The organism is Candidatus Zixiibacteriota bacterium (assembly GCA_035574315.1).
Lineage (GTDB): Bacteria > Desulfobacterota > Binatia > UBA9968 > UBA9968 > DATLYW01.
Window position 1 is genome coordinate 1 of sequence record DATLYW010000008.1, and the last position, 22376, is coordinate 22376.

Below are 22376 nucleotides of genomic sequence, written 5' to 3' on the forward strand. Positions count from 1 at the left end.
CCGGCGGGCGCCACCGCCGCAACGGCGCTCGCGCGCCGGGGGCACGCGGTGGTTCTGATCGACCGCGAGGCGTTTCCCCGGGAAAAGCTCTGCGGCGATTTCGTCAGTCCCGCGCTCTGGCCGCTCTTCCGCATCCTAAACGTGGACCGCGAAATCCTAGCCGCCGCGCACGAGAAGGTCCGCTCCGCCCGCTTCACGTCGCATGCGGGTAGCGAAGTTTCGGTGCCGATCTCACGGCTGGAAGCCAAAGCCCCCTTCGGCCTCGGAATCCGCCGAAGCACGCTCGATCACCTGCTGCTGCGCGCTGCGGTGCGATCCGGCGCGAGGGTGCTGGAGAAAAGCTCGCTGAAAGATCTGGAGCGAGAGCCGCGCGGATGGCGCCTGCAGGTCGAGCGCGGAAAATCCGCCGACACCCTGCGCGCCGAGGTCCTCATCGGCGCCGACGGGAGAAACTCGCGCGTGGCGCGCCGCCTCGGTCTGGACCGTGCGGCGGCGCTCACCGACCCGGCGGTCGGCCTTCAATTTCGCCTGGCGAATTTCTCCGGGAGCCCGGGAACGGTCGAGATCCACGTATTTCCGGGCGGCTACGCGGGCGTGATCCAGCTCGGCGACGGCACCGCGAACCTCTGCCTCTCGGTTGCGCGCGAGCGGCTGCGCGGCCAGCCTCTCGCCGATACGCTTCCGCGCCTCGAGCTCACCCGCAATCCGTTCTTGGAGCGGCTGCTGCGCGGCGCCGAGGTCGTGCGGGGTGTCCGCTCCGTTTATCCCGTCTATTTTCCGCCGCGGCGCTCCTACGGAGAGCGCGTGCTCCTCGCGGGAGACGCGTCACGGGCGTGGGAGCCCGTCACCGGAGAAGGCGTTTACTTCGCGGCCGCTAGCGGATGGCTTGCGGCGAAAACCGTCCACGACGCCTTCTCGAAGGGAGATTTCTCCGCCGCTCGCTTCAGCGACTACGAACGGGAGTGCGCGAGGGCCTTCGGGAGGCGGCAAAAACTCAACCGGTTGATCCGGTATCTCGTCTGGCGCCCCCGTTTGCTGCACTTCTTGATCCGCTACTCCTCGATGAGCAGCAGAGCGCTGGGTTCACTGGTCGATTCCGTCTGCTCGCCGGATGGCGCGCGCTTCTCGGTTCCGGCGGCCCCGACCTGAGCCGTGAGGCAGCATGGGAGGTCCGCAGGCACATCGTCAAATCGAAAGCGAGCCGAGACCTGAAGAGCGCGGCCAGCGGAACGCGAAGCTCCCGTTCTGCGGGAGGATGGGCGCGGCGTGCGAGGAGCGGCCAATCGACCCGCCCGGAAAAACTCGGCCACGGGCCGTTATGATACGATGTCCGGCACGATGTCTGGATAGTTGCTCCGAACTCGCTGACAGAAGGCGTTTGCCCTGCGAAGCTCTGGATCGTGTCCAAACTCTACGGGAGGATCTATGAAGCTTTTTACGACCGCTTCCATTTTTTGGATCGTCGCGGCGGGTGGATGGGGAATTGCCTCCGCCGCGGAATCATCCGCAGCCACGGCGAGCGCCAAGCTCGCCAACGCAAAAGGCGAACAGGTCGGGGAAGCGACCCTGACGGAGACCCCGAGCGGCCTGCTGATCCGCCTGGCCTTGCAGGCCAACCCGCCCGGCCTGGCCCCGGGCGAGCACGGCTTTCACGTTCACGAAGTCGGGAAATGCGAGCCGCCGTTCAAGTCGGCGGGCGGACATTTCAACCCCGGCAAGAAAAAGCACGGCTATCATGCCAAAGACGGGGCTCATGCCGGCGATCTGCCTAATATCCACATTCCCAGCTCGGGCGGGCTCACCGTCGAGTTCCTGGTTCCGGGTCTCGCGCTCACCCGGGGCAAGAACGCTCTTCTGGACGCCGACGGCTCGGCGCTCGTCATTCATGCTCGCGGAGACGACTATCGGAGCGACCCGGCGGGCGAATCCGGCGACCGGGTCGCGTGCGGCGTCGTGATGAAAGCCGGGCTATAGCCCGCTTGTTGCCGCCGCACCGCAGCAATCGCCGGCTCGCGCATGTGCGGGCATGCGATTTGCCGTCTCTCGGCTAAAAAGCCGCGCCGAACCGCCGCGGCAGATCGTTCCTTCAGCGCCAGCGGTCGCGCGAGTCAGAGGGAGCCTTCTCACCGAGCGGCTCGCGGAGATGGCCCGCAAGAAAACCGCGTCGACCAATCCGCCTTTTCCGAGGTAAAGCGCCACCTCGGCTTCGAATACGATGGAATGGCGCTGCACGAGTACTAGTTCGGCAACCTCGCCCCGAAGGGTGGAGGGAACCCGTCCGGCGAGGGCGGCCTGCGAGGCACCGACCGCTGGCCGCGATCGGAAGGTTTCGGCCACGAGTCGCCGCGATGTCTGCAGGATCGGCAGCTCACTAATAAGGGCCGCGGACGAGGAGAACGCCGAGCGCGACGGCGCCCAGAGCGAGAAGCAGCACGATCCGCCCGAGCCAGCTCGCCCGGCGTCTCAACGCCAGCGCCTCGGGCGAATCCGGACGATCCCTGAGCAGCTCGACGGCGCGCGGACCGATCAGAAAGTCGTGGAGCAAACTCAGCGCCAGAATCGCGGCGACCAGGAGGAGCTTTGCCCCGAGGGTTTTTCCGAAGGCGCTTTGCCAGAAGACCGGATCGCCCAGTTCCGCCCAGCCGAAGCCCCGGTGAAGCACGTTGAACGTTCCCGTCGCGATCAGCGTGATGAGGGAAACCCAGCCGACGACCCGGAAGCGGCTCGCGGTGCGGTGGATGAGCGATGCGGCGAGGGTCCGGGACTCGAGCCGCTTCACCTCGGGTACCAGCGCCAGCGCCAGGAACGTCATTCCGCCGATCCAGACCGCGGCCGCCAGGACGTGGAGCCAGACCGAAAGCAGGTAGAGACCGCGCACCGCTTAGCGTTTCCTCCCCCGCTTCGACATCAGATACTCTCGCAGCGCCACCGCGTTGTTGCGCTCCGTATCGCGCGCGCCGTAGAGCAGGACCACGTCGCCGCGGCGAAGGCTTTCGAGGATCGGCCGCCACGCCGCCGGCTTACTGTCGAGCTCGGCGAAATAGCGGCGGCGAAAATCCTCCCACTTCTCCGGGGAGTGCCCGAACCACCGACGCAAGCCGTCGCTCGGTGCCGCCTCCCTCGCCCAAACGACCCCCTCCAGCGCCTCCTTCTTGACCCCGCGGGGCCAGAGCCGGTCCACGAGATACCGCGTGGCGCCCTCGCGGCCCGCGGCATCGTAAACCCTCTGAGTCCTGATCACCGCCATGATCCCTCCGAATCGATGCGGGATTCGCTTGTGCTGTCGTGGAAGCGCCTTCGACACGCTTTTTTCGCGAAGCAAATCCTAGCAGCCCGGCCGCGCGAAATGGAGCCGTCGAGCTCCCGGCCGCTACAAGATTGAACGCTGACTGGCCGCGGGCGCCTGCCGCCCGGGAGACCCGCCCCGAGCATCGGCGGGATTTTCTCGGTCTCGCTGGCGTCGTCACGCACACCGCCCGCTCGGCGACCCGACCCGCGGCCCTGCCGCGGGCGCCTCGGCCATCTACCGGCCCCTCACTTGCCGGAGACCGCCCGGAAAAAACACTGTCAAGATTTTTTCCTCAGCGCGCGCTACGGGTCTCATGGTGCGGCGCGCGAAGCGAGCTCATCGAGATCGTAACCCGCTCTCTGGAGCGCGCGGCGGGTGGCTTCCAGAACGCCGGGGCCGTCGTTGTGCGGCGCGACCGAAACCTCGGGCGCGGCTCTGAGCCGGTCGAGAAGCTCTCCCGCTTCGCCCCCGGCCAGACTGTCGCAAAGCTCGTAGAGGCCACCCGGCCCTTCCTCGAGCGCGTTGTGAAGATCGAGGATGGCGCGGAGCGCCGCGACAATCCCGGGAGTGGGGCTGGGCACGAGCAGGGCGGCCAGGGCGCCGTGGTCGAGGCGGAGCTTCGCCGCCATCGGCGGCGGCTCCCCGCCGCGAAGCTGCTGCACGGCCGGGAGCAGGATTTTCTCTTCCATCCCGATGTGCTTGAGCAGCCCGGCGCGAAACGCCGCGTAAGCTCCGGCGTCGAGCCGGCCAGGTTGCGAGACGGCTTTCCGAAGAAGCGCATCGAGCCGCTTGTGATCGTCGGACAAGAAGCTGGAAATCGTGCCTGCCACGAAAGGAATCCTTTCCCCGGGCTCAATCCTGCCCGCTCATCCAAACCCTATCGAATCGACGGAGCTTGTAAAGGTGTCCGTGACGGCGCGTCTCAGCGCGCGCGTGTGGTGAGGTCCTGGTGGATCTCTCGGAGGTGGTCGAGCTGGCTCTGGATCCGATCGCGCAGCGAGGCGTGAAAATCGGCCGCTTCGCGCACCAGCCTTTCGTTCTCGCGGCTGAGACCGGCGACCGCGTTCTCGAGCTCCGGCACGCGCGCGCCGAGCGCTTCGAGGTCCTTCAGCCGATCGAGAGCTTCGCTTTTTTCCCGCTCGAGCCTGTCGATGCCGCGCTCCAGCTCCACGACGCGGGCTTCGGTCGCTTGCAGCCGTGCGAGCGTGTCCCGTTGCCCGTTGGCCTGCTCTTCGAGCCGAGCGACCCGGTCCCTCAAGCGGGCATTTTCTGCTTCAGCCTGCGCCAGCTTTCCGGCAAGCTGCGCGCCCTCGCCCGCGGTTCTCTCCTTCCGGGTGAGGCTCTCTCGCGCCTCCGCGAGCTCCGTGAGGAGTTGCCGGCGCTCCGCTTCCAGGTCGGCGACGTTTTTCTCGAGCAGAGCGATCTTGTGCGCGTCGCCGCCGGCCGCCGGGGCCGGGGCCTCGGCCTGCGCCGGCCGTTCACCGGTGAGCTCGTTCAGGCGGGCCTCGGCGAGGGCGAGGCGGTCAGTCTTCTCCTTGAGCTCGACGGCGTTTTTCCAGATAACGACGAGCAACGCGCCGAACGCGATGCCCATCGAGACGAATATGAGGAGTTCCATTTCGTGTTGAGGCCGGACGAAAGCGGGATTTTACCCGCGCGCGCAAAGGCGCGCAAGCATCACCGATTCGCCCCCCTACAACTCGACGGCCGGGTTCTCTTCGTTTCGTATAGACTGCCGGCCGGACTGCGACGCCGTCCCCATGGCGCAACGGGGAGTTACTTGACTGCGGTCAGCCGATCCTTCGAAGCGGCTTCGGCGCTGTCCGAAAGGTTCGCGGGCTTGCTGGTGACCAGCTCCAGGACGTCGCTTCGGCTGAAACGCCAGCTCCGGCCGATGCGGTTTCCCGGAATCACGCCCTTCTCAGCGAGCTTGTACACCGTCTTGAGATGGATCTTGAGCAATGCTGCCACCTCGGACGGGGTCATGATCTCTTCCACCGTGGTTTTCTCCTTCCTGTAGTGTCCAGTCCGTAGAGCGAGGGAGCACAAGCTGTGCCAATGGCTACCGAGGAGGTGCCCTTGACCCCTAAGACGCCATAACTCCAAAGAATTTCCCCGCTTGCCGGAGAACTCTAGGGAAGATCGGCAAAGCACTTGCTCTGGACAAAATTGACCAAACCGTGCGCTTTTCGACAGAGAAAAAGCTGGCCTGTCACGGGGTGAGGTCAAGGGCTGTCGAGACAACGGTCGAAGGAGAGTCCGAGGTCCGGCAGAGCGCGCGCACGATGACGGCTCCCGGCTCAGCCGGATCGATCGGACCGCCGCCCCTGTTCCCTGTCCCCAGCCTCTGGAAGCTCGCCGCCCAAAGCGCTAAAGTAATGTTTATGGGGGCGATGTGGGTTCGACGGGGGTGGGAAGCCAAAGTGGCATGCCGGGGTTCTGCTATCCCGTTAAACAAGCAGATCTGCAAAATTAAACGCAGACAATTTCGAGTACAAACTGGCTGCCTAACCGCGGCCAGCGTCTTACCGGCTTTCTCCCACGAAGCTGGATAAGGCGTCGCTCAGTGGGATGGGCCGATTCTCCTGCCGGAGGAGATGAGGCCGAGATCCAAACCGGCTGGCTCCGAGAGACCCTGCCGTTGGGGGCTCGAGGAGCGAGATCAAAACACCGGCTAAGCATGTAGTCATATTTGGCGGAAGACTCTCGGACGGGGGTTCGATTCCCCCCGCCTCCACCAAACCTTTTCCAACCGCCACGCGCGACGGGCTGCTTATTTCAAACCCTGCTCATCTATAGGGTCACGGCGGCGTCCAGGGACCACGCCCGGCCGCCCACGATGATCAAGGCGATCGCGATCCCCAGCACGAGCAGGTGATACCCGAAGCCCTCGCCTTCTCGGTTGCCGAGCCAGTTCATGAAGAAACCGTGCCGCCGGTGCACGGTGGCGATCGCGACGAGCATCACGACCGTCTTGCGCACAAGGTCCCGAAGACGCCCTCAGGCAAATAACCGACACTCTGAAGCGAACCGAGCGCCGCCTGCAGGCACGCCGACAAGAGCTCGCCCGCGCCTTGGTGAGGGAGGAGCTGCCGGGAGTCGCAGCACACAGTGAAGAGATGCAACGGTCCGTCGATCTCGCCCGCCGGGCTGGGAAGGTGGAGTCGTGACCGGCGAAACGGGAACCGGCAAGGAAGTGGTGGCGTGGCTCGTCCACGGCAAGTCCTCGCCGGCGCCGGGCCTTTCGTGGCGGTCAGCTGTGCTCCGGTTCCCGAGAACCTGCTCGAGGGCGAGCTTCTCGGTCACGTGCGTGGTGCGCACCGGCGCCTTGCAACACCGCGTCGGACTGCTCGATCATACGCGGCCGCCGGATGATGGCTGGATGTTCCGTTGATGGTTGTTTCTAGTTCCTGGTTTCCGGTTACGGGCTTCCAGCTGCTTCAAAGCAAAAACTGTGGATAAGCTTGTGGATAAGTACAATGCCCTTGGCAGTCACCGATCTGCCCAGAAAATAAACCGATAAATCTTTGATCTTTCAATGACTTACATAAAAATCGCCTGTCTGGAAAAACAGGCCGCTCTATCGCCTATCCCTGGTAGCAGCGTCCGGAAAGCCGGGCTTATCCACCAACTATCCACAACGACATCTGCCGCGCCCAGGCGCGAAGCGCGTGGTTACGCCCGGCCTCTCGGCTGGCGTGCGAGACCTCCGCCTTTGGCCATTCTGCTTTAGCGTGCCGGCCACAAAACCTTGCTAGAAGAAAATTCCCTACGGCCGTCCTCCGAGACGTCATATTTCCCCCGGGTTTCATGCCGTTCGTTCTTGTTTTTAGGGACTGTTTCTGCGTTTATGACCGGGCTGTTTCGCAGTTTCGCGAAGTCAAGCTGGTGTTTCCGTGGCTTGTAGTCGGGCATGTGAGTTGCATCTCCCTTCTGGTGTGGAAGATCGAAGCTTCATTCCGCCGGGACGAGACATAGTCTATCGCAAGCGCCGGGATGGCAGCGTCTGGCACTTTTCTGAGGACTGCTCCAGCTGGCCCACGGTGGACTTCATCGAGTCGTCGATACCGCTCGACCTCCTGGAAAGCATCTGCCAGGAGTGCATGAGCCGTTACCGGGTCGACTCGACCCGAGCGCGAGAGATGAGCTGAGCCCGACGAAGGCCTCGCGTTCCAACCGAGACCGTCGGCAATGCTAGGCCCGGCGAAACACTCTCTCGAACGGCCCGATAAACTTTCGTTCCCTGGTCCCGTCCACGATCGCGAACGCGACGTGCCTGTAGGCCCCCGTGAAATTGTGCTGCAGCGCCCGCTGAAACAGCAGGGCGATCTGCAGAGGGTCGTTTCCGAACGCGCCGCATCCCCAGGCTCCGAGAACGATGCTGTCGTGCCCGTGCAGCAGCCCGATCGACAGGACCTTCAGGATCCGAGACCACATCGCCGGCAGGATCTCCTGCGAGCGCGACGGCTCCAGCGCGTTGGCGTTGACCGCAGGCGAAGTGATGATTCCCACGCAGTACGGCTCGTCGAGCAGGGTCCCCTCGTCCGACCTGAAGACGGGGACCGCCGGAGAATAGATCGCGTAATTGCTGTAGAGCGCGTCGCGACGCGCGGCGTGGTAGGCGTACATGGCGTTGCCGCGCAAGCAGGCGTAGAGGGCCGAGGAGCGGGCAAGGTATTCTTCTTGAGCCCGAGCCCCGGAGAGAAAACCGCCTCCCGGATGCGTGGCCGAGGCGAAGTTGAGAGCGACCGGATTGGCCCCCGCGTCGCGCAGTCGCTTTGCCGAGCACAGCGTGGTCTCGTTTTCCACGGCGATGGTCGTGGAGTACGTGCCTCTGCGACTGTCCGGGACGAGCGCGTCGGGGGGATAGGGCTTGGTGCCCTCGACCGCAAAGGCAATCTCCGCGGCGATGCTGACCACGCGGCCTGAAGGCGTGCGGTAGCTTCCCCGGTCGATGATCTCGACCGCTTCCCGGCCGTAAGCGGCGGCGATTTCGCGGGAAATCCTGGTCCTCGCCTCTTCCAAAGAACTCGCCCCCTTGCCGAGACGGCGGGTCATTTCGCGGGTGTCACGTGCCCGCGTTCGAGCGCACCAACCTCGCCTACCCGGGCGCCGAGACCTGCGCGGCTTTCCCGCCTGTGCAGGCCCCTGCCGGCTGCGGATTAAGCCGCGGCAGTTTCACCGGCGGCCTTCCGCGGGCGGGAAGCTCAATCCGTGCGCGGCAGGTTCGACTCGTCGATTTCCACCCAGCTTACCCGGCTGCTCCAGTGCCCGTGCACCGAGGGCTTTCCCGGGGGCACGTCGTCGAGCGTGCCCGACGGGACGATTACCCGCTGGCCATCGCGGGAAACGTGGGGCACAGGGCAATAGCAGCTCCCGCATACCTGGCGCGCGAAGCTCCTGGCCTGCGGCAGATCGAAGCGCCGGACGAGCTCCGGCCCCTGCGTCCAGCGAAACTGCGCGGGAGCCACGGCGATGTTGGTCGATCGCACACCCCCGGTCGCCTTGCGACAGCGCGAGCAGTAGCAGTGCCCGAACCTGAGAAAGGGCGGGCTGACCTCGTAGCGCACCGACCCGCACAGACAGCTTCCCCGAAGTATCTCCTCCGCCATAAATACCCCTCCGGTCTGCCCGCAACATAGAACGAGCCCGCGCGACTCGCAACCGCGTCCTTGGAAGATCGTTCAAGCCGTTCTAAGCGTTCAAAGGTTCGTGGGTCGCCGGTCTTCGGTCTCCGGTCGTTCGTCGACCTTCGAAGCTTGCTTTAGCGTTCGCGGGGGGGCCGGCGCGATAAATTCTTGGCTTGGGAACCGAAATTCGCAATCCTGCCGCCTTCGGCGGTGGTTCTTTTCTCGACGGCGTCGGTCCGGGCGACCTTGCACTTCCAGCGAAACAGCCCTTGTCGGACGTATTCGGGATTGAGGCCGAGCGCGTCGCAGATGGTTTCGAAGGAAAAAATCCAGTTGCTGTCCGACTGGACGATCCAGTTTTCGGTCTCGTCGAACAGCCTTTTCCTCTTCCCATGCCGCGCCGATACGTTGTTCCGGTAACAGTCGATGGCGTCCTTCAGGATCGCGAACATGAGCTTCTTCTCGCCCTCGAGAACCGTTTTTCTCCGGAGATGACTGAAGTATTGCACCTCCGGCACGGTGTCCGGCTGAAAGCCCGACGCCATGTTTTCATCCGCGAATTCCCAGGCCATGCTCCGACCTCCTGCGGACCGATCTCCCCGTCGCTCGAGCTCGCCCGAACATCCGGTCTCGGGGCAAGCCGAACTCACCGAGCTTTTCTCTTCTTGATCTGCTCGACGATCGCCTTGTTGAGGCAACCTGACGCTTCGATTTCCGTTCCTCTCCGGTGCATCTCCGCCAGCAGCCCTCTCCCCGCCGCATCGATGTAGGTCACCTCCAGCAGCATCACGCTCAGTTTCCGCTCGACCGCAGCGGCCTCCTCCCAGCAACGCGCCAGCTCCTGGACCCAAGGGCCGGCGAGCCGCCCCGCCAGCTCCATGGCCGTGCCGTGCTCATCGACGCGAATCGTGATCCTCAACATGAGCCACCGCGTCGGTTCATAACGAGTCGCCGTGGAGCAGGAGCACGAAATCGCCGCGACGCCGGCTTTCGCCTTCGAGCAGCGCGCGCTCCACCGCCACCCGCCGGATGCCGTAGCGATCGAACCAGGCAACCGCGAGGAGGTTGCCCACCGCGTCGTAGACCTCTACGTAATCGTTCGCCCGCGGCGTGTGCGGATCGTCGTAAAAGGCGACCACGGCCTCGGACAACCCGTCGCCGGCGATCGTCGAGACCTGCACCAAGTCGACCGACCGCTGTACCGCCTCGAGGTCCGGAAAGGCCGCGCTGGCGTCCGCAAAGATGCGCGCCGTCCGCCCTTCGGGAACGCCGGCCCCGAGCAAGCCCAGCAGCACCGCCGCCAGCATCGCGATTCTCAGTCCTGCCTTCTTGCAACGCGTCATCGGATCTCGCCCTTCCGGCACCTGATGAAGCGTCAGTGCCACACTACCTGCCGGTGCAGGACGACCTCGTTTCCCTCGTCGTCCACTTCGACCAGCGGATCGCACCAGCAAAAAGCGGAATCGAGATGCACCATGCCCACCGGCAGACGGACCGGCGGAGCCATTGGGTAGAACCACGTGCGGTTTTCGTAGATCACCGGCTTTCCCCTTCGGCGAAACCGTATTTCCTCGGAGCCGTTCGCGCCCGTCTGGCCTCGGCGGCCGACCATTCGATGACCGTCGAAACCAGCGCCTGCTCGACTCCCTGAAGCGCGGAGCGCGCCATGAATTCGGTCGCGAGGAGAACCAGAGCCGCCAAAACCGAAAATTCAATCTTCTAACCGTCTCCCGTCGTGCTCTTCATCCGCCGAGGCGCTTGCGCAAGGCGCGTGCCATGGCGTTCTTTTCAGGCAAACTTTGAAAAGGCCGGTTCTACGGAGATTTTCGGGGCGGCGCCGACTACAGGAGTCCACCCGGTGCCGAACTGTCGGCACGCGCCGATATGTTGGCTTCGGCGGGCGCCGACTCACCGGTCGATCGTGATCGTGATGCGGTTGTCGCTGCCGTTAAGAGGCACCGGCATGCGACGCAGATCTCGTGCTTGGAGGCGGCAGCGGGCGCTCCTTCCCGCGGCTTCCCGCCGGGCTCGGCGCCGGACGAGAGGCTCTGGCATGACTGCGGCCGGGACGGTCGGTGCGGGCCGGATTTCTGCGTTCCCGAGCCGGTGTCTCCGCGCAAGCGCCAGGCTTGCGACCAGCCCGCCCGCCGCGAGCAGGAGAGCCGCCCGGCTCCCTGCGTGCTCCGCCACCGCCCCCCAAAAGGCGCCGCCAGCCGCCATCGCGCCTTGAAAGACGAGGAGATAAACCGCGAGAGCGCGTGCTCTCACCCGGGTCGGGGCAGCCGATTGGGTCGCGACGTTGAGCGAAACCAGCACCGTGATCCATGCTGCTCCCCCGGCCGCCATGACCAAAGCGAGGCCGGGGGCGTGGCGGACGACTGCCAGCCCGGCGAGCGCGGCCGCGAACACCGCCGTCATCCCCGCGGTGAGCCTGTCCCATGGAAGCGTCCGCCGGAGCTGCGGCAGGATGAAAGAGCCCGCCGCGGCCCCGAGCCCGAGGCAACCGAACAAGATACCGTACCCCATCGAGCCCAGCTTCATCTCGTGGCGCGCGACCGCCGGAAGCAGCGCCCAGAGTGCGCTGGCGAACGGGACGAAGAGGCCGGTACGCACGAGCACCGCGCGGAGCGCAGGCACGCGGGGAACGTAACGGACGCCGGCCGCGATCGACGCCAGCACCGGCTCTGTCGAAGCGTTCGATTTCGGGCGTGGCCCGCGCCAGCGATACAGAACCGCGATCACGCTCGAAAACGAGACCGCGTTCAGCAAGAACACGGCCCATGGGCCGAGCGCCGCGACCACCGCGCCGCCGAGCGCCGGGCCCAGCGCGCGGGCGAGATTCAGGCCCATGCCGGTAAGCGCAACCGCTGATGGGAGGTCCTCTCGCGGAACCAGCACCGGCATCGTCGCCTGCCACGCGGGTGCGTTCACCGCCGCGCCGGCGCCGAGCGCGAACGTGAACGCCAGAAGCGTCCAGGGCGTGAGCGCGTCGGCGAGAGCGAGCAGGCCCAGGACCGCGGCAACGGCGAGCATCCAACCCTGTGTGAAAAGCAGCACGCGGCGGCGATCCGCGCCGTCGGCCAGCGCTCCAGCGGGAAGCGCCAGCATGAAGACCGGGAGCGTGGTCGCCGTCTGCATCAGAGCTACCAGGACCGGCGACTCTGTAAGTGAGGTCATGAGCCATGCGGCTCCCGCCTCGTGCATCCAGGTGCCGATGTTGGAGGCAAGCGAAGCGATCCAGAGCGCCCGAAACAGCGGGCGGCGAAGCGGGGTCAACGCCGCAAAGAGGGGTGCTGGCAACCGGGAATCGGCGCCGGACTCGGCGGTTGTTTTTGTGTGTGCCGTCGTAAGAGAACTTCCCATAAAATGTCGCGCCGGACCGGCCAAAAGACCGACGCGGCGCCGCTCGCTTCGTTGCTTGACTCTCGGGCCGGAAAGACGCTCGAACCTGGACGCGGCGGCCCTCGACCGATTTCGAGGCCTTGTCGCGGATAGCCGATCGCCGCGGTCCGCAGCTCGGCCGCCTTGCCCGACGAATCAGGCTTCCTCGGATACGCCGGTGACCCGTCCGCCCTTACCAGTGCATGTCAACGCAGTTGGCGCAGCCGTCTCGCGCAGGGGCGCTTCGATGCTGCTCTCGGACAGATATTTCCCAGCCCTACATTGCCCGCGGTGCCCGCTTCCTACCTTGGCGTAATCGCTCCGCGTCGGCATCACGCTGCTTCTTTCTCGGTCTTTTGCTCGAAGCCGCCGGGCTAATCGCAGCGGCTGAGAGCGAGGAGGTCAGCCGCCTCCGCGCAGGTAAGGCCGTGCTCCCGCACGAGCAGGCGCGCGGCGTCCCGCAGTCGGTTTTCGCGCAACGCCCGCCGGATCTCCGGTGAAACGCTCGACCCCGCGATCAACAACGGTACCAACGACAGTCGTTTCATCTTCGCCATCCTTTAACACCGTCCTGGAACTGCGGGTGGGGGATTACAAGCATCGTGCCAGGGGCCGACGATGCGCGGCAGGCTCGGATTAAGGCTTGCTCGACGGGCACTTGCGGATTCAGGCCTGGCGAGGCCGCGGGTGCCGGCGAAGCGGCACCTGCCGATTTGTCGGCAAAGCGCCGAAATGGCGGCGCGCCGGCGCCGACCGGCGAGCGAGAACGATCAAGGCTGCCGACTGATACCCAGCTTGCGCATGCGCGACTGGAGCGTCGTGCGCTTCATGCCAAGCCGCGCAGCAGCCCCCGACAGGCCGCCGACCACCCAGTTGGTCTCCTGGAGCGCCCGCAGGATGTGGGCGCGCTCGGCGTCTTCCAGGGTGGCCGCTCCGTTGGCGACGGTCGGCGGCGCCGGCGGGGACGCCGCGCGGCTCTTTTGCCGCAGCTCCGCGAGCGGAACCTCAAGCTCAGGCCCGCGGGAGAGAATCACCGCGCGCTCGATGAAGTTCTCCAGCTCGCGCACGTTGCCGGGCCAGTGATACTCGGTGAGGGCGGCCATCGCCTTCGCCGGAACGGCCTCGATCGCCTTCTTCATCCGGCGCGCGTGCTGCTGGGCGAAGTAGCGCACGAGCAACGGAATGTCCTCGCGGCGCTCGCGCAAGGGCGGGACCATTAGCGGAAAGACGTTCAGCCGGTAGTAGAGGTCGCTGCGGAACTGGCCGGTCGCGACCTTCTGGGTCAGGTCGGCGTTGGTGGCGGCAACCACGCGCACGTCGACCCGGATGGTGCGTGCGCTGCCCAGCCGCTCGAATTCCTGTTCCTGGAGCACGCGCAGCAGCTTGGGCTGCAGCTCCAGCGGGATGTCGCCGACCTCGTCGAGGAAGAGCGTGCCGCGGTGTGCGAGCTCGAACCGGCCGATCCGTTGCGCGATGGCGCCGGTGAACGCCCCCTTCTCATGGCCGAACAGCTCGCTTTCGAGCAGCCCGGTGGGGATCGCCGCGCAGTTGACCTTCACCAGCGTCCGCTCGCGCCGGGCACTGAGGTTGTGGATCGCCCGGGCGATCAGCTCTTTCCCGGTGCCGGTCTCTCCCTGGATCAGCACCGTCGAATCGGTAGGCGCCACGGTGGCGATCGACTGCAGGATCCGCTTCAGCGCGGGGCTCTCGCCCACGATTTCCTCGAAGTGGTACTCGGTGCGAATCTCGTCCTGAAGGTAGAGCATCTCTTCGCTCAGCCGCCGGGCCCGATCGACGACTTGGCGAAACGCGAGGGAGTTCTCCACCGCGATGGCGATCTGATTGGCCACGTGACGCAGCAGCTCGGCATCCCGCTCCGGGAAACGGTCCTCCTTGAGGCTCGCCACCACCAGTGTCCCCAGCGGCCGGTTGTGGGCGATCAGCGGCAGGCACAGCGCCGAGCGCAGTCCCTCAGCGAGGATGCGGTGCGCGATGTCCGAGCCGAATTGCGCGATGTCGTCCCGCGTGATGAACACGGGGTGCCCGGATCGCAGGGCCCGGCCGGTGGGTGAGCCTTCGACCGGGACCGAGAGCCCCTCCTGAAGCAGTCCCTTGCTCACGGGAAAGTCGAGCGCGTGGATCAGCAGGTGCTCGGTCTCGCGATCGTAGAGCGAAAGGCTCGCGTACTCGTGCGGCACCAGCCGCCGGAGCGACCGCGAGACAGCGCTGAGCAACTCGTGGAGGTCGAGCACCGAGACAACCGCGTTGTTCACCTCGAGCAGGATGCTCAACCGGTCGCGCTCGTTCTTGAGCTGCTCCTGGACCGACTGCGCCTCGGCGAAGTTGAGCGCGTTGTCCACGGCGACGGCCACCTGGCGGGCGACCTGCTGCAGGAAGACGACATCGAGCTCCGAATAGGCTCCCCCCGAGCTGCTGCCGAACGCCAGCGCGCCGAGCTTCCGGAGCGCGGTGGTGACCGGCACCACGCAAAGCGACAGGACGCCCCGCTCGTGCAGCCAGCGCGCGACCTCCGGGAAGCGCTCCTCGGCGCTCATGTCGGAGACGACCCACGGCTCTTGCGTCTCCCATACCCACGCACCCGCGGTTTCCATGGGACATTCGCCCGAAGGACACGGATCGACCGACTCGGGCGTTTCGAGCAAGTGAGACCTCATCGTCCGCCGTGCCGGCTCGTAGAGAATGAGGTTGGCGAAGTCGAACTGCACGACCCGGTGCAGTCGCGGCGCGAGGTCGCTCAACAGCCGCTCCGGGTCGCGGTGCGAGGCGATAGCTTCGGAGATTTCCAGAAGCACGCGATAGCGGCCGTGCAGGAGGTCGGCCGCCTGCTGCTCGACGCTCAGGTCTTTCACGGAAAAAGCCTATACGTCCGCCCGGCGTCGCGCAAGCCGGGGACGGCCGGTTTTTGCTCCCGGACCGTTAAATCTCGGTTACGGCCGCACCGCCCGGGCTAACCCCGCGATTTCAGCGCCCGCTCCACTTCGCGCCGGGCGGCTTTCCGGCGCAGCGTTTCCCGTTTGTCGTAGAGTTTTTTGCCCCGGGCCAGGCCGAGCTCGACCTTGGCTTTGCCGTTCTTGAAGTAGAGCCGGAGCGGGATCAGCGTCAGCCCCCGCTCCTGGGTCTTGCCGGCGAGGCGTTCGATCTCACGGCGGTGCAGCAGCAGCTTGCGCGTTCGTTTCGGCTCGTGGTTGAAACGGCTCGCGCCGGGGTAGGGGCTGACGTGCGCGTTGACGAGGAACGCCTCTCCGTTCTGGATCCTCGCGTAGCTGTCCTTCAGCTGGGCCTTGCCCGCGCGCAGCGACTTGACCTCGCTGCCGAGCAGGGCGATCCCCGCCTCGTAGGTTTCCTCGATGAAATAGTTGTGGCGGGCCTGGCGGTTGACGCAGACCACCTGTTCCCCCTCGCCTTCCGGCGATTTCTTATTTGCCATTTCCCCGGTTCCTGTCCTCGGGGGTGATCAGGCCGCCGGAGGTGATCAGCTTGAGCGCTTCCTCCATCGTCATGTTGAGAGGCGACACCTCGTTCGCCGGCACCAGCAGATAGAAGCCCGAGGTCGGGTTGGGAGTGGTCGGGATGAAAACGTTCACGAGCGGCGCCTCGTTTTCCTTTTCCAGCTCGCGCCAGGCGCGTCCCATGGCGAAGCCGACGGTGTAGATGCCCTTGCGCGGATACTCGATCATCACCACCTGCCGGTTACCCTGCGACTGCCCCAGGAAGGCCTGGACGAGCTTCTGCACCGCGGTGTAAACGCCGCGGAAGATCGGGATCTGCGCGAAGACCTTCTCCCACGCGGCGAGGAAGCGGCGGGTGGCCACGCCCCTGGTCAGGACCCCGAGGAACAGAATCAAGAGCAGCGTGACAATGGCGCCGAGGCCGGGAATCGCGAACGGGAGATAGGTGTTCGGGTGAAGCCCCGCCGGAAGCACGTCGATCATGCCGTCGAGAAGGCCGATCACCCAGCCGAGAAACCACAGCGTGATCACCACCGGCAGGAAGACCAGCAGGCCGGCGAGAAAATACCGCTGCAGCGTCTCGCGCAGCTTCGTCCTGACCCTGACGGGAGCCTGTTCAGCCACTCCAACCCTCCGCGATTCTAGGGAAGAATCGTGTTGTCGATCAGACGGGTCTTGCCGATGCGCACCGCGAGCGCCAGAAGCGCGCTCTCGCCGATCTCCTCGATATCCTCCAGGGTCTCGGGATCGCAGAGCTTGACGTACTCGATTTGCGCCAGCGGCTCGTTCGCGATCGCGTCGCGAACCGCGGCGACAACGGCGCTCCCGCGCCTTTCCCCCTGCCGCGCCAGACAGCGGGCCGCGAGCAGCGAGCGCGACAGCGAGAGCGCGGCCCGCCGCTCCTCGGGAGCGAGGTAGACGTTCCGCGAGCTCATCGCGAGCCCATCGGGCTCACGCACCGTCGCGTGACCGACGATCTCGATGTCGTAGGCGAGATCCTTCACCAGACGCCGCACGAGCTGGAGCTGCTGGAAGTCCTTGCGGCCGAAAACCGCCATGTGGGGGCGCACGATGTTGAAGAGCTTGACGAGCACCGTGGCGACGCCGCGGAAATGGCCCGGCCGGAAGGCGCCGCAGAGCGGCGAGCTCAGCAGCTCGACCTCGACGCGCGTCTGGTCGCCGCCCGGATAGATCTCCTCGGCCTTCGGGTGGAACAGAACATCCACCGCCTCGCACTCGAGCAGCCGTCGATCGCGCTCGAGGTCCCGGGGATAGGAGGCGAAGTCCTCATTGGGACCGAACTGCGTCGGGTTGACGAAGATCGAGACGACGACGCGGTCGGCGCGCCGCCGCGCCTCGCGCACCAGCGCGAGATGGCCCTCGTGGAGAAAGCCCATCGTCGGCACGAAGCCGATCCGGCGTCCGGCGCGGCGCGCCTCCTCGCTCCAGCCGCGCATCTCCTCGATCCGTTCGAGCAGCAGCATCGTCGTCCGGGGTCCCTGCTCCGGCTGCCTTCTAGTGAAACGAGTGCTCCTCGCCCGGGAATCTCGACTCCCGGACGTCGCTGATAAAGTTCTTGACCGCCTCGGTCACGCTCTGCCTCAGGTTCGCGTAACGCTTGACGAACTTCGGAGTGAAGTCGTCGAACAGGCCGAGCATGTCATGCACCACCAGCACCTGGCCGTCGCAGCCGGCGCCGGCACCGATGCCGATCGTGGGGATCGCGAGCCGCCCGGTGACCTCGCGCGCGAGCCCCATCGGCATGCCCTCGAGCACGATCGCGAACGCGCCCGCCCGCTCGACGGCGAGGGCGTCCTCCAGGACCGCCTCGCGCCGGCCCGGGTCTTTCCCCTGGACCTTGTATCCGCCGAACTGGTGGATCGACTGAGGCGTGAGGCCGACGTGGCCCATGACCGGAATCCCGGCGCGCACGAGCGCCGCGATGGTCCCCTCGACGGCGGTCCCTCCTTCGAGCTTCACCGCCTCGGCGCCGGCTTCCTTGAGAAAGCGCCCGGCGTTGGCCAGCGCCTGCTCCGGGCCCAGCTGATAGGAGAGAAACGGCATGTCGGCCACCACCAGGGCCCGCCGCCGGCCGCGCACGACCGCCTGGGTGTGGTACAGAATCTCGTCCACCGTCACCGGCAGGGTGTTCGGCCGCCCCTGAACCACCGAGGCGACCGAATCGCCTACCAGGATGATATCGATGCCCGCCTCGTCGAGAATCCGCGCCATCGAGTAATCGTACGCGGTCAGGCAGGTGATCTTCTCCCCGCGCCGTTTCATCTCGACGATCCTGGGTACGGTGATTTTTTCCGTCATGGCTGCGACCCCCAAAATAAAAAGCCCTCCGGACCATTCCGGAAGGCTGAGGCCGCGCGGAGACCGCCTGCTCCGCGCACTCGGCGCCGATCACCGTCCGTCTCGGTCCAAGCTATCTGGATCCAAGCGGTATGTAGTGCAGCGTCCCTGAGCCCATGTTGTTGATTTCCTTGATCAAGTCAGCCAGATCGTTGCTGCTTGACACGAAATCGATCTCGGAGGTGTTGACAACCAGCAGAGGCGTCTCGTCGTAATGGAAGAAAAACTGGTTGTATGCCTGTGCCACCTCGCTCAGGTACTCGAAAGTGACGCCGCGTTCGTACTTTTTATCTCTCTTTTTGACCCTTTTGTAAAGGACCTCCGGGCGAGCCTGGAGATAGACGACGAGATCGGGCTTCGGCACGCGCGCGTTGAGCAGCATGTAGACCTGGTGGTAGAGGTTCAGCTCCTCCGCGCTCAGCGTCAGGGCCGCGAAGATCTTGTCCTTGGCGAAGAGATAGTCGGCGACCGTGCTCTGATTGAACAGATCCTGCTGGCTGAGCTCCTGTTGCTGGTGGTAGCGGTTGAGCAGAAAGAAAAGCTGGTTTTGAAAGGCGTAGGTCGCGCGGTCGCGGTAGAACTTGGGGAGAAACGGGTTCTCTTCGACCTTCTCGAATACCGTGCGGGCCTGAAACTCCTGGGCCAGGATTTTCGCCAGGCTCGTCTTGCCGACCCCGATCGGCCCCTCCACCACGATATACTTGGCCCTTGCCATCGACTCCTGCGGCGAATGTACACAAAGGCCGAAAAATTGTCCACCGTGTGGTATGCTCGGGACGTGGCCGCGCTCGAGCGAAAAATCGGCCAGCTGATGACGATCGCTCTCGCCGGCCCCGAGCTCGCCGCCGAGGAGCGCTCGCTTCTTCGCGACTGCCGGTTCGGCGGAGTGATTCTCTTCGCGCGCAACTGCGTCGCGCCGCGCCGGATGGCCGCCCTCTGCCGCTCGCTGTGGGAAGTCACCCCGGCGCCGCCCTTGGTCGCCGTCGACGCCGAAGGCGGGCGAATCCACCGGCTGCCGCAGCCCTTTACGCATTTTCCTCCTGCCGCAGCCCTCGGGCGTTCGGGCGACCCCGCGCTCGCCTACCGGATCGGCCGCGCCGTCGCCGACGAGCTCAAGCTCGTCGGCGTCAATCTCGTGTTCGCTCCGGTGCTCGACGTCGCCTCCCACCCCGCCAATCCGATCGGCGACCGAGCTTTCGGCGCGGACGCCGAAACCGTCGTCCGCGTCGCGCTGCCGTGGGCCCGCGGCCTGCGCGACGGCGGCGTGATTCCCTGCGCCAAGCACTTTCCCGGGCACGGCGGGGCTGCGGGGGACTCGCACCATGAGCTTCCGGCGGTCACGAAAACGGCGCGCGAGCTGCTCCGCACGGACCTCCGGCCGTTCATCCAGGCGTGCCGGGAAGGAGTCGAGTCGCTGATGACCGCCCACGTCCTCTTCCCGGCCCTCGACCCGAAGCGCCCCGCTACGCTCTCGCGGCGCGTGCTCGGCGGGCTGTTGCGCGGCCGACTGGGCTACCGGGGAGTGGTCTTCACCGACGACCTGGAGATGGCCGCCATAAGCGACCGCTACAGCCGAGAGGAGGCGGCGCTGCTCGCGCTTTCGGCCGGCGCCGACGTGCTCTTGTGCTGCGGCGACCTTCTGGAAACGGCGGTTCTCTTCGAGGCGCTCGCGCGCCGCGCGGCGTCGGACCGGACGCTTCGGGCGCGCGTGGAGGAGAGCTATCGTCGGGTTTGCGTTCTCAAGCGGAAGCTTTCTCCGCCACCCGGGCGCTTCTTCGAGCGGCGGCTCGCCGGGCTTCCCGGACGCGCGCTCGCCGCCAGGCTCACGGCAGACGATAGGCGCTGTAGCTGATCAGCTTGCGGATATCCTGCTCCAGCTCGCCCTGCCACTTCTCGATTACCAGGTCGGCCGGGCACTTCCCCTGGGCGAGCAGTCCCTTGAGCGGCGCGAGGTAGATCGTCTCGTTATCGCCGTTGTCGTTGACGGCGTTCTGCCGCCTCAGCCCCTCCCAGGCGATCTCGAGAAGCTCCTTGGCGAGATCGAGGAGCGTGTAACGGCGCACCCGGGCGGCGAGGGCGTCACGGTGCGAATCGTGGTAGATCTCCATTCGCTCGTCCCAGCTCCAGCCTTTCACCAGGTCCCAGGCCGCCTGCAGGCAGTCGGTGTCGTAGAACACTCCCTTGATCAGCGCGGGCAGCGCCACCATCAGTTCCGGCGGCTGGCTGTCGGCGCAACGCACCTCCAGGTAGCGCTTGATGCGCGTCTCGGGGAACAGCGTCGTCAAGTGGTCCGCCCAGTCCTGGATCGTGGCCCGGTGGCCGTCGCGCCCGTGCTCGAGGAAGCGGCGGAACGTGATGCCGGTCATGTCGATGTAGTCGTGGTCGCGGATGATGAAGTACATCGGCACGTCGAGCGCGTACTCGACGTAGTGTCCGAACGAGACGTCGGGCGAAAACGCGAAGCGCAGCAGGCCGGTCCGGCTCTTGTCCGTGTCGGTCCAGATGTGCTCGCGGAAGCTGCGGTAGCCGTTGAGCTGCCCGTCGGAGATGGGCGAGTTGGCGAACATCGCGACGATCACGGGCGTGAGCCCCATCCCGGTGCGGAACTTCGCCATCGCGTCGCGCTCGTCGCTGTAGTCGATGTTGGCCTGGACCGTGGCGGTCTGCTTCATCATGCGGTGCCCTGAGCCGCCGACCTTGAGCATGTAGGGGCGCATGATCCGGTAGCGCTTTTTCGGCACCCACTCGATCTCCTCGACGCGGCTGAACGGCTGCATTCCGAGGCCGAGAAAGACGATGTCGAGCGGTTCGGCGACCTCCAGCAGCTCGCGGATGTGGCGGGTGAACTCGGCGTGCGTGCAGTGGATACTCTCGCACGGCTCCCCGCTCAGCTCGATCTGGCCGCCTGGCTCGAGCGTGATCTGCGCGTTGCCGCGGGAGAGCGCGATGACGTGGCCGTCCTGCTCCTCGGGCTCCCAGCCGAAGCGCTCCACCAGCTCGCGCAGGATGAACTCCACACCGCGACGGCCGAAGTACGGGATCGCCTTGCCGGTGTGACGGTCGATGCCGACTTTCTCGTACTCGGTGCCCACGCGCCAGCGGTCGCGCGGCTTGCCGCCTTCGTGGAAGAAGGCCTCGAGCTCTTCTTTTCGCTCAATGACCGACATGGTTACGGATGTTCTGCTGGTAAGGCGGGTGAATCACGCCCTTCTCGGTGATGATCGCCGAGATCAGGTCCTGCGAGGTAACGTCGAAGGCCGGGTTGAAAGCCTTGATGCCCCGCGGCGCGACGGGCTTGCCGAGGATGTGCGACACCTCCTTCGGGTCGCGCTGCTCGATGGGAATGTCCCTGCCCGTGGGACAGTCCAGATCGATCGACGAAGTCGGCCCGGCGACGTAAAAGGGAATCCCGTGCCGGCGGGCGAGCACCGCGACCGTGTAGGTTCCGATCTTGTTCGCCACGTCGCCGTTCGCCGCCACCCGGTCGCAGCCGACCACGACGGCGTCGACCCGCCCGGTTTGCATGAGATATCCGGCCATGCTGTCGGTGACCAGCGTCGCCGGGATCTTCTCCTTCTTGAGCTCCCAGGCGGTGAGCCGCGCCCCCTGCAGGAAAGGACGCGTCTCGTTGACCCACACCTCCACCTCTTTGCCGGCTTCCTTGAGCGCGCGGATCACGCCGAGCGCGGTGCCGTAGCCAGCGGTCGCCAGCGCGCCCGCGTTGCAGTGCGTCATCAGCCGGCGGGCGTTGCCGAGCAGCCGTGCGCCGATCCTGCCCAGCTCCCGGTTCGCGGCGACGTCCTCGCGATAGATCTTGAGCGCCTCCTCGCGCAGCCGCTTTTTCACGAGGTCCACGCCGCGGCTGCGGTTTTCCGTGTAGACCCCGCGCATCCGGTCGAGCGCCCAGAAGAGGTTCACCGCCGTCGGCCGCGTCTTCGAAAGGACGTGAAAGATGCGCTCGAACTCTCGATCGAAGTTTTTTTCCGAGAGCTTCATCGCCCCCAACGCGACGCCCATCGCCGCCGCCACGCCGATCGCGGGCGCGCCGCGAATCACCATCGAGCGGATCGCTTCGGCGACTTCCTGATAGGTCCGACAGGCGCGATAGACCTCCTGGTGCGGCAGGAGCCGCTGGTCGATCATGATCACCCGATCCTCTTTCCACTGAATGGTCTTTACGGCCATGACCGCGTTCCCATTTTCGCGAAGACCGAGTATATTAAGCGCGAGAACAGAGCGTCAAGGCCC

At 65.8% G+C, this 22376-nt stretch carries 28 protein-coding genes and 1 other RNA gene; 6 read left to right on the forward strand and 23 right to left on the reverse strand.

What is annotated here, in order from left to right; all coding sequences use genetic code 11:
• On the forward strand, window positions 1–1149 hold a 1149-nt coding region (locus VNN77_01445), incomplete at its 5' end, for an FAD-dependent monooxygenase (protein HXG50056.1).
• A 276-nt stretch (window positions 1150–1425) separates the two neighbouring features.
• A complete protein-coding gene (locus VNN77_01450; GenBank protein HXG50057.1) occupies window positions 1426–1974 on the forward strand; it encodes a superoxide dismutase family protein in 549 nt (182 codons plus the stop codon).
• Window positions 1975–2371: 397 nt separating this feature from the next.
• Here the strand turns inward: VNN77_01450 and VNN77_01455 are convergent, their stop codons facing one another.
• The 5 genes from VNN77_01455 to VNN77_01475 all read right to left on the reverse strand — a co-directional run bounded on the left by VNN77_01455 (window position 2372) and on the right by VNN77_01475 (window position 5287).
• Window positions 2372–2878, reverse strand: coding sequence for a DUF4149 domain-containing protein (locus VNN77_01455; GenBank protein ID HXG50058.1), 507 nt, complete (start codon window positions 2876–2878; stop codon window positions 2372–2374).
• A gap of 3 nt (window positions 2879–2881) precedes the next feature.
• Window positions 2882–3247 (reverse strand): DUF488 family protein, encoded by a 366-nt coding sequence (locus tag VNN77_01460; protein ID HXG50059.1) that lies wholly within the window; start codon window positions 3245–3247, stop codon window positions 2882–2884.
• Window positions 3248–3600: 353 nt separating this feature from the next.
• Entirely contained in the window at window positions 3601–4119 is a 519-nt protein-coding gene (locus VNN77_01465) for a hemerythrin domain-containing protein (protein ID HXG50060.1), read from the reverse strand.
• A gap of 92 nt (window positions 4120–4211) precedes the next feature.
• A complete protein-coding gene (locus tag VNN77_01470) occupies window positions 4212–4907 on the reverse strand; it encodes a hypothetical protein (protein ID HXG50061.1) in 696 nt (231 codons plus the stop codon).
• Window positions 4908–5065: 158 nt separating this feature from the next.
• Window positions 5066–5287: a helix-turn-helix domain-containing protein gene (locus tag VNN77_01475; protein ID HXG50062.1), complete on the reverse strand. Its 222-nt coding sequence runs from the start codon at window positions 5285–5287 to the stop codon at window positions 5066–5068.
• Window positions 5288–5675: 388 nt separating this feature from the next.
• Here VNN77_01475 and ssrA point away from each other — a divergent pair.
• Window positions 5676–6029: a transfer-messenger RNA gene (gene ssrA / locus VNN77_01480) on the forward strand.
• Window positions 6030–6082: 53 nt separating this feature from the next.
• On the opposite strand, the gene VNN77_01485 is transcribed toward ssrA, so the two are convergent.
• Window positions 6083–6271 (reverse strand): hypothetical protein, encoded by a 189-nt coding sequence (locus VNN77_01485; protein ID HXG50063.1) that lies wholly within the window; start codon window positions 6269–6271, stop codon window positions 6083–6085.
• Between the two features lie 264 nt (window positions 6272–6535).
• Between VNN77_01485 and VNN77_01490 the strand changes: the two genes are divergently transcribed.
• Together VNN77_01490 and VNN77_01495 are read left to right on the forward strand one after the other, a co-directional pair.
• Window positions 6536–6664, forward strand: a complete 129-nt coding sequence (locus tag VNN77_01490; GenBank protein ID HXG50064.1) for a sigma 54-interacting transcriptional regulator — start codon at window positions 6536–6538, stop codon at window positions 6662–6664.
• A 563-nt stretch (window positions 6665–7227) separates the two neighbouring features.
• Window positions 7228–7440 (forward strand): hypothetical protein, encoded by a 213-nt coding sequence (locus VNN77_01495; GenBank protein ID HXG50065.1) that lies wholly within the window; start codon window positions 7228–7230, stop codon window positions 7438–7440.
• Window positions 7441–7483: 43 nt separating this feature from the next.
• On the opposite strand, the gene VNN77_01500 is transcribed toward VNN77_01495, so the two are convergent.
• The 15 genes from VNN77_01500 to VNN77_01570 form a co-directional block, all read right to left on the reverse strand.
• Complete coding sequence (locus VNN77_01500; GenBank protein ID HXG50066.1) at window positions 7484–8314, reverse strand: TIGR02452 family protein; 831 nt, start codon at window positions 8312–8314, stop codon at window positions 7484–7486.
• A gap of 182 nt (window positions 8315–8496) precedes the next feature.
• Window positions 8497–8901 carry a GFA family protein gene (locus VNN77_01505; GenBank protein HXG50067.1) on the reverse strand — a complete coding sequence of 135 codons (405 nt, stop codon included), beginning with the start codon at window positions 8899–8901 and terminating at the stop codon, window positions 8497–8499.
• A gap of 152 nt (window positions 8902–9053) precedes the next feature.
• On the reverse strand, window positions 9054–9491 hold the full coding sequence (locus tag VNN77_01510) for a hypothetical protein (protein ID HXG50068.1): 438 nt from the start codon (window positions 9489–9491) through the stop codon (window positions 9054–9056).
• A gap of 74 nt (window positions 9492–9565) precedes the next feature.
• Entirely contained in the window at window positions 9566–9841 is a 276-nt protein-coding gene (locus VNN77_01515) for a hypothetical protein (protein HXG50069.1), read from the reverse strand.
• 16 nt (window positions 9842–9857) lie between these two features.
• The gene (locus tag VNN77_01520) at window positions 9858–10262 is read right to left on the reverse strand and encodes a hypothetical protein (GenBank protein ID HXG50070.1); all 405 of its coding nucleotides are present in this window, start codon (window positions 10260–10262) and stop codon (window positions 9858–9860) included.
• A gap of 32 nt (window positions 10263–10294) precedes the next feature.
• Window positions 10295–10459, reverse strand: coding sequence for a hypothetical protein (locus VNN77_01525; protein ID HXG50071.1), 165 nt, complete (start codon window positions 10457–10459; stop codon window positions 10295–10297).
• Entirely contained in the window at window positions 10456–10620 is a 165-nt protein-coding gene (locus VNN77_01530) for a hypothetical protein (GenBank protein HXG50072.1), read from the reverse strand. The genes VNN77_01525 and VNN77_01530 overlap by 4 nt, the downstream gene beginning before the upstream one ends.
• Window positions 10621–10827: 207 nt before the next feature.
• Window positions 10828–12282: an MFS transporter gene (locus tag VNN77_01535; GenBank protein HXG50073.1), complete on the reverse strand. Its 1455-nt coding sequence runs from the start codon at window positions 12280–12282 to the stop codon at window positions 10828–10830.
• Window positions 12283–12674: 392 nt separating this feature from the next.
• Window positions 12675–12848: a hypothetical protein gene (locus VNN77_01540; protein ID HXG50074.1), complete on the reverse strand. Its 174-nt coding sequence runs from the start codon at window positions 12846–12848 to the stop codon at window positions 12675–12677.
• Between the two features lie 222 nt (window positions 12849–13070).
• A complete protein-coding gene (locus VNN77_01545) occupies window positions 13071–15170 on the reverse strand; it encodes a sigma 54-interacting transcriptional regulator (GenBank protein HXG50075.1) in 2100 nt (699 codons plus the stop codon).
• 98 nt (window positions 15171–15268) lie between these two features.
• Window positions 15269–15748, reverse strand: coding sequence for an SsrA-binding protein SmpB (gene smpB, locus VNN77_01550; protein HXG50076.1), 480 nt, complete (start codon window positions 15746–15748; stop codon window positions 15269–15271).
• The gene (locus VNN77_01555; GenBank protein ID HXG50077.1) at window positions 15738–16394 is read right to left on the reverse strand and encodes a DUF502 domain-containing protein; all 657 of its coding nucleotides are present in this window, start codon (window positions 16392–16394) and stop codon (window positions 15738–15740) included. The genes smpB and VNN77_01555 overlap by 11 nt, the downstream gene beginning before the upstream one ends.
• 17 nt (window positions 16395–16411) lie before the next feature.
• Window positions 16412–17254 (reverse strand): pantoate--beta-alanine ligase, encoded by an 843-nt coding sequence (gene panC / locus VNN77_01560; protein HXG50078.1) that lies wholly within the window; start codon window positions 17252–17254, stop codon window positions 16412–16414.
• Window positions 17255–17285: 31 nt separating this feature from the next.
• On the reverse strand, window positions 17286–18089 hold the full coding sequence (gene panB / locus VNN77_01565) for a 3-methyl-2-oxobutanoate hydroxymethyltransferase (GenBank protein ID HXG50079.1): 804 nt from the start codon (window positions 18087–18089) through the stop codon (window positions 17286–17288).
• A gap of 112 nt (window positions 18090–18201) precedes the next feature.
• The gene (locus tag VNN77_01570; GenBank protein HXG50080.1) at window positions 18202–18843 is read right to left on the reverse strand and encodes a deoxynucleoside kinase; all 642 of its coding nucleotides are present in this window, start codon (window positions 18841–18843) and stop codon (window positions 18202–18204) included.
• A 15-nt stretch (window positions 18844–18858) separates the two neighbouring features.
• Between VNN77_01570 and nagZ the strand changes: the two genes are divergently transcribed.
• On the forward strand, window positions 18859–19980 hold the full coding sequence (gene nagZ, locus VNN77_01575; protein HXG50081.1) for a beta-N-acetylhexosaminidase: 1122 nt from the start codon (window positions 18859–18861) through the stop codon (window positions 19978–19980).
• Here nagZ and VNN77_01580 read toward each other — a convergent pair.
• Together VNN77_01580 and mtnA are read right to left on the reverse strand one after the other, a co-directional pair.
• Window positions 19952–21295 (reverse strand): glutamate--cysteine ligase, encoded by a 1344-nt coding sequence (locus VNN77_01580; GenBank protein HXG50082.1) that lies wholly within the window; start codon window positions 21293–21295, stop codon window positions 19952–19954. The two genes, nagZ and VNN77_01580, sit on opposite strands and share 29 nt — an antisense overlap.
• Window positions 21282–22313 carry an S-methyl-5-thioribose-1-phosphate isomerase gene (gene mtnA / locus VNN77_01585; protein HXG50083.1) on the reverse strand — a complete coding sequence of 344 codons (1032 nt, stop codon included), beginning with the start codon at window positions 22311–22313 and terminating at the stop codon, window positions 21282–21284. Before mtnA ends, VNN77_01580 begins: the two co-directional genes overlap by 14 nt.
• Window positions 22314–22376: the final 63 nt, after the last annotated feature.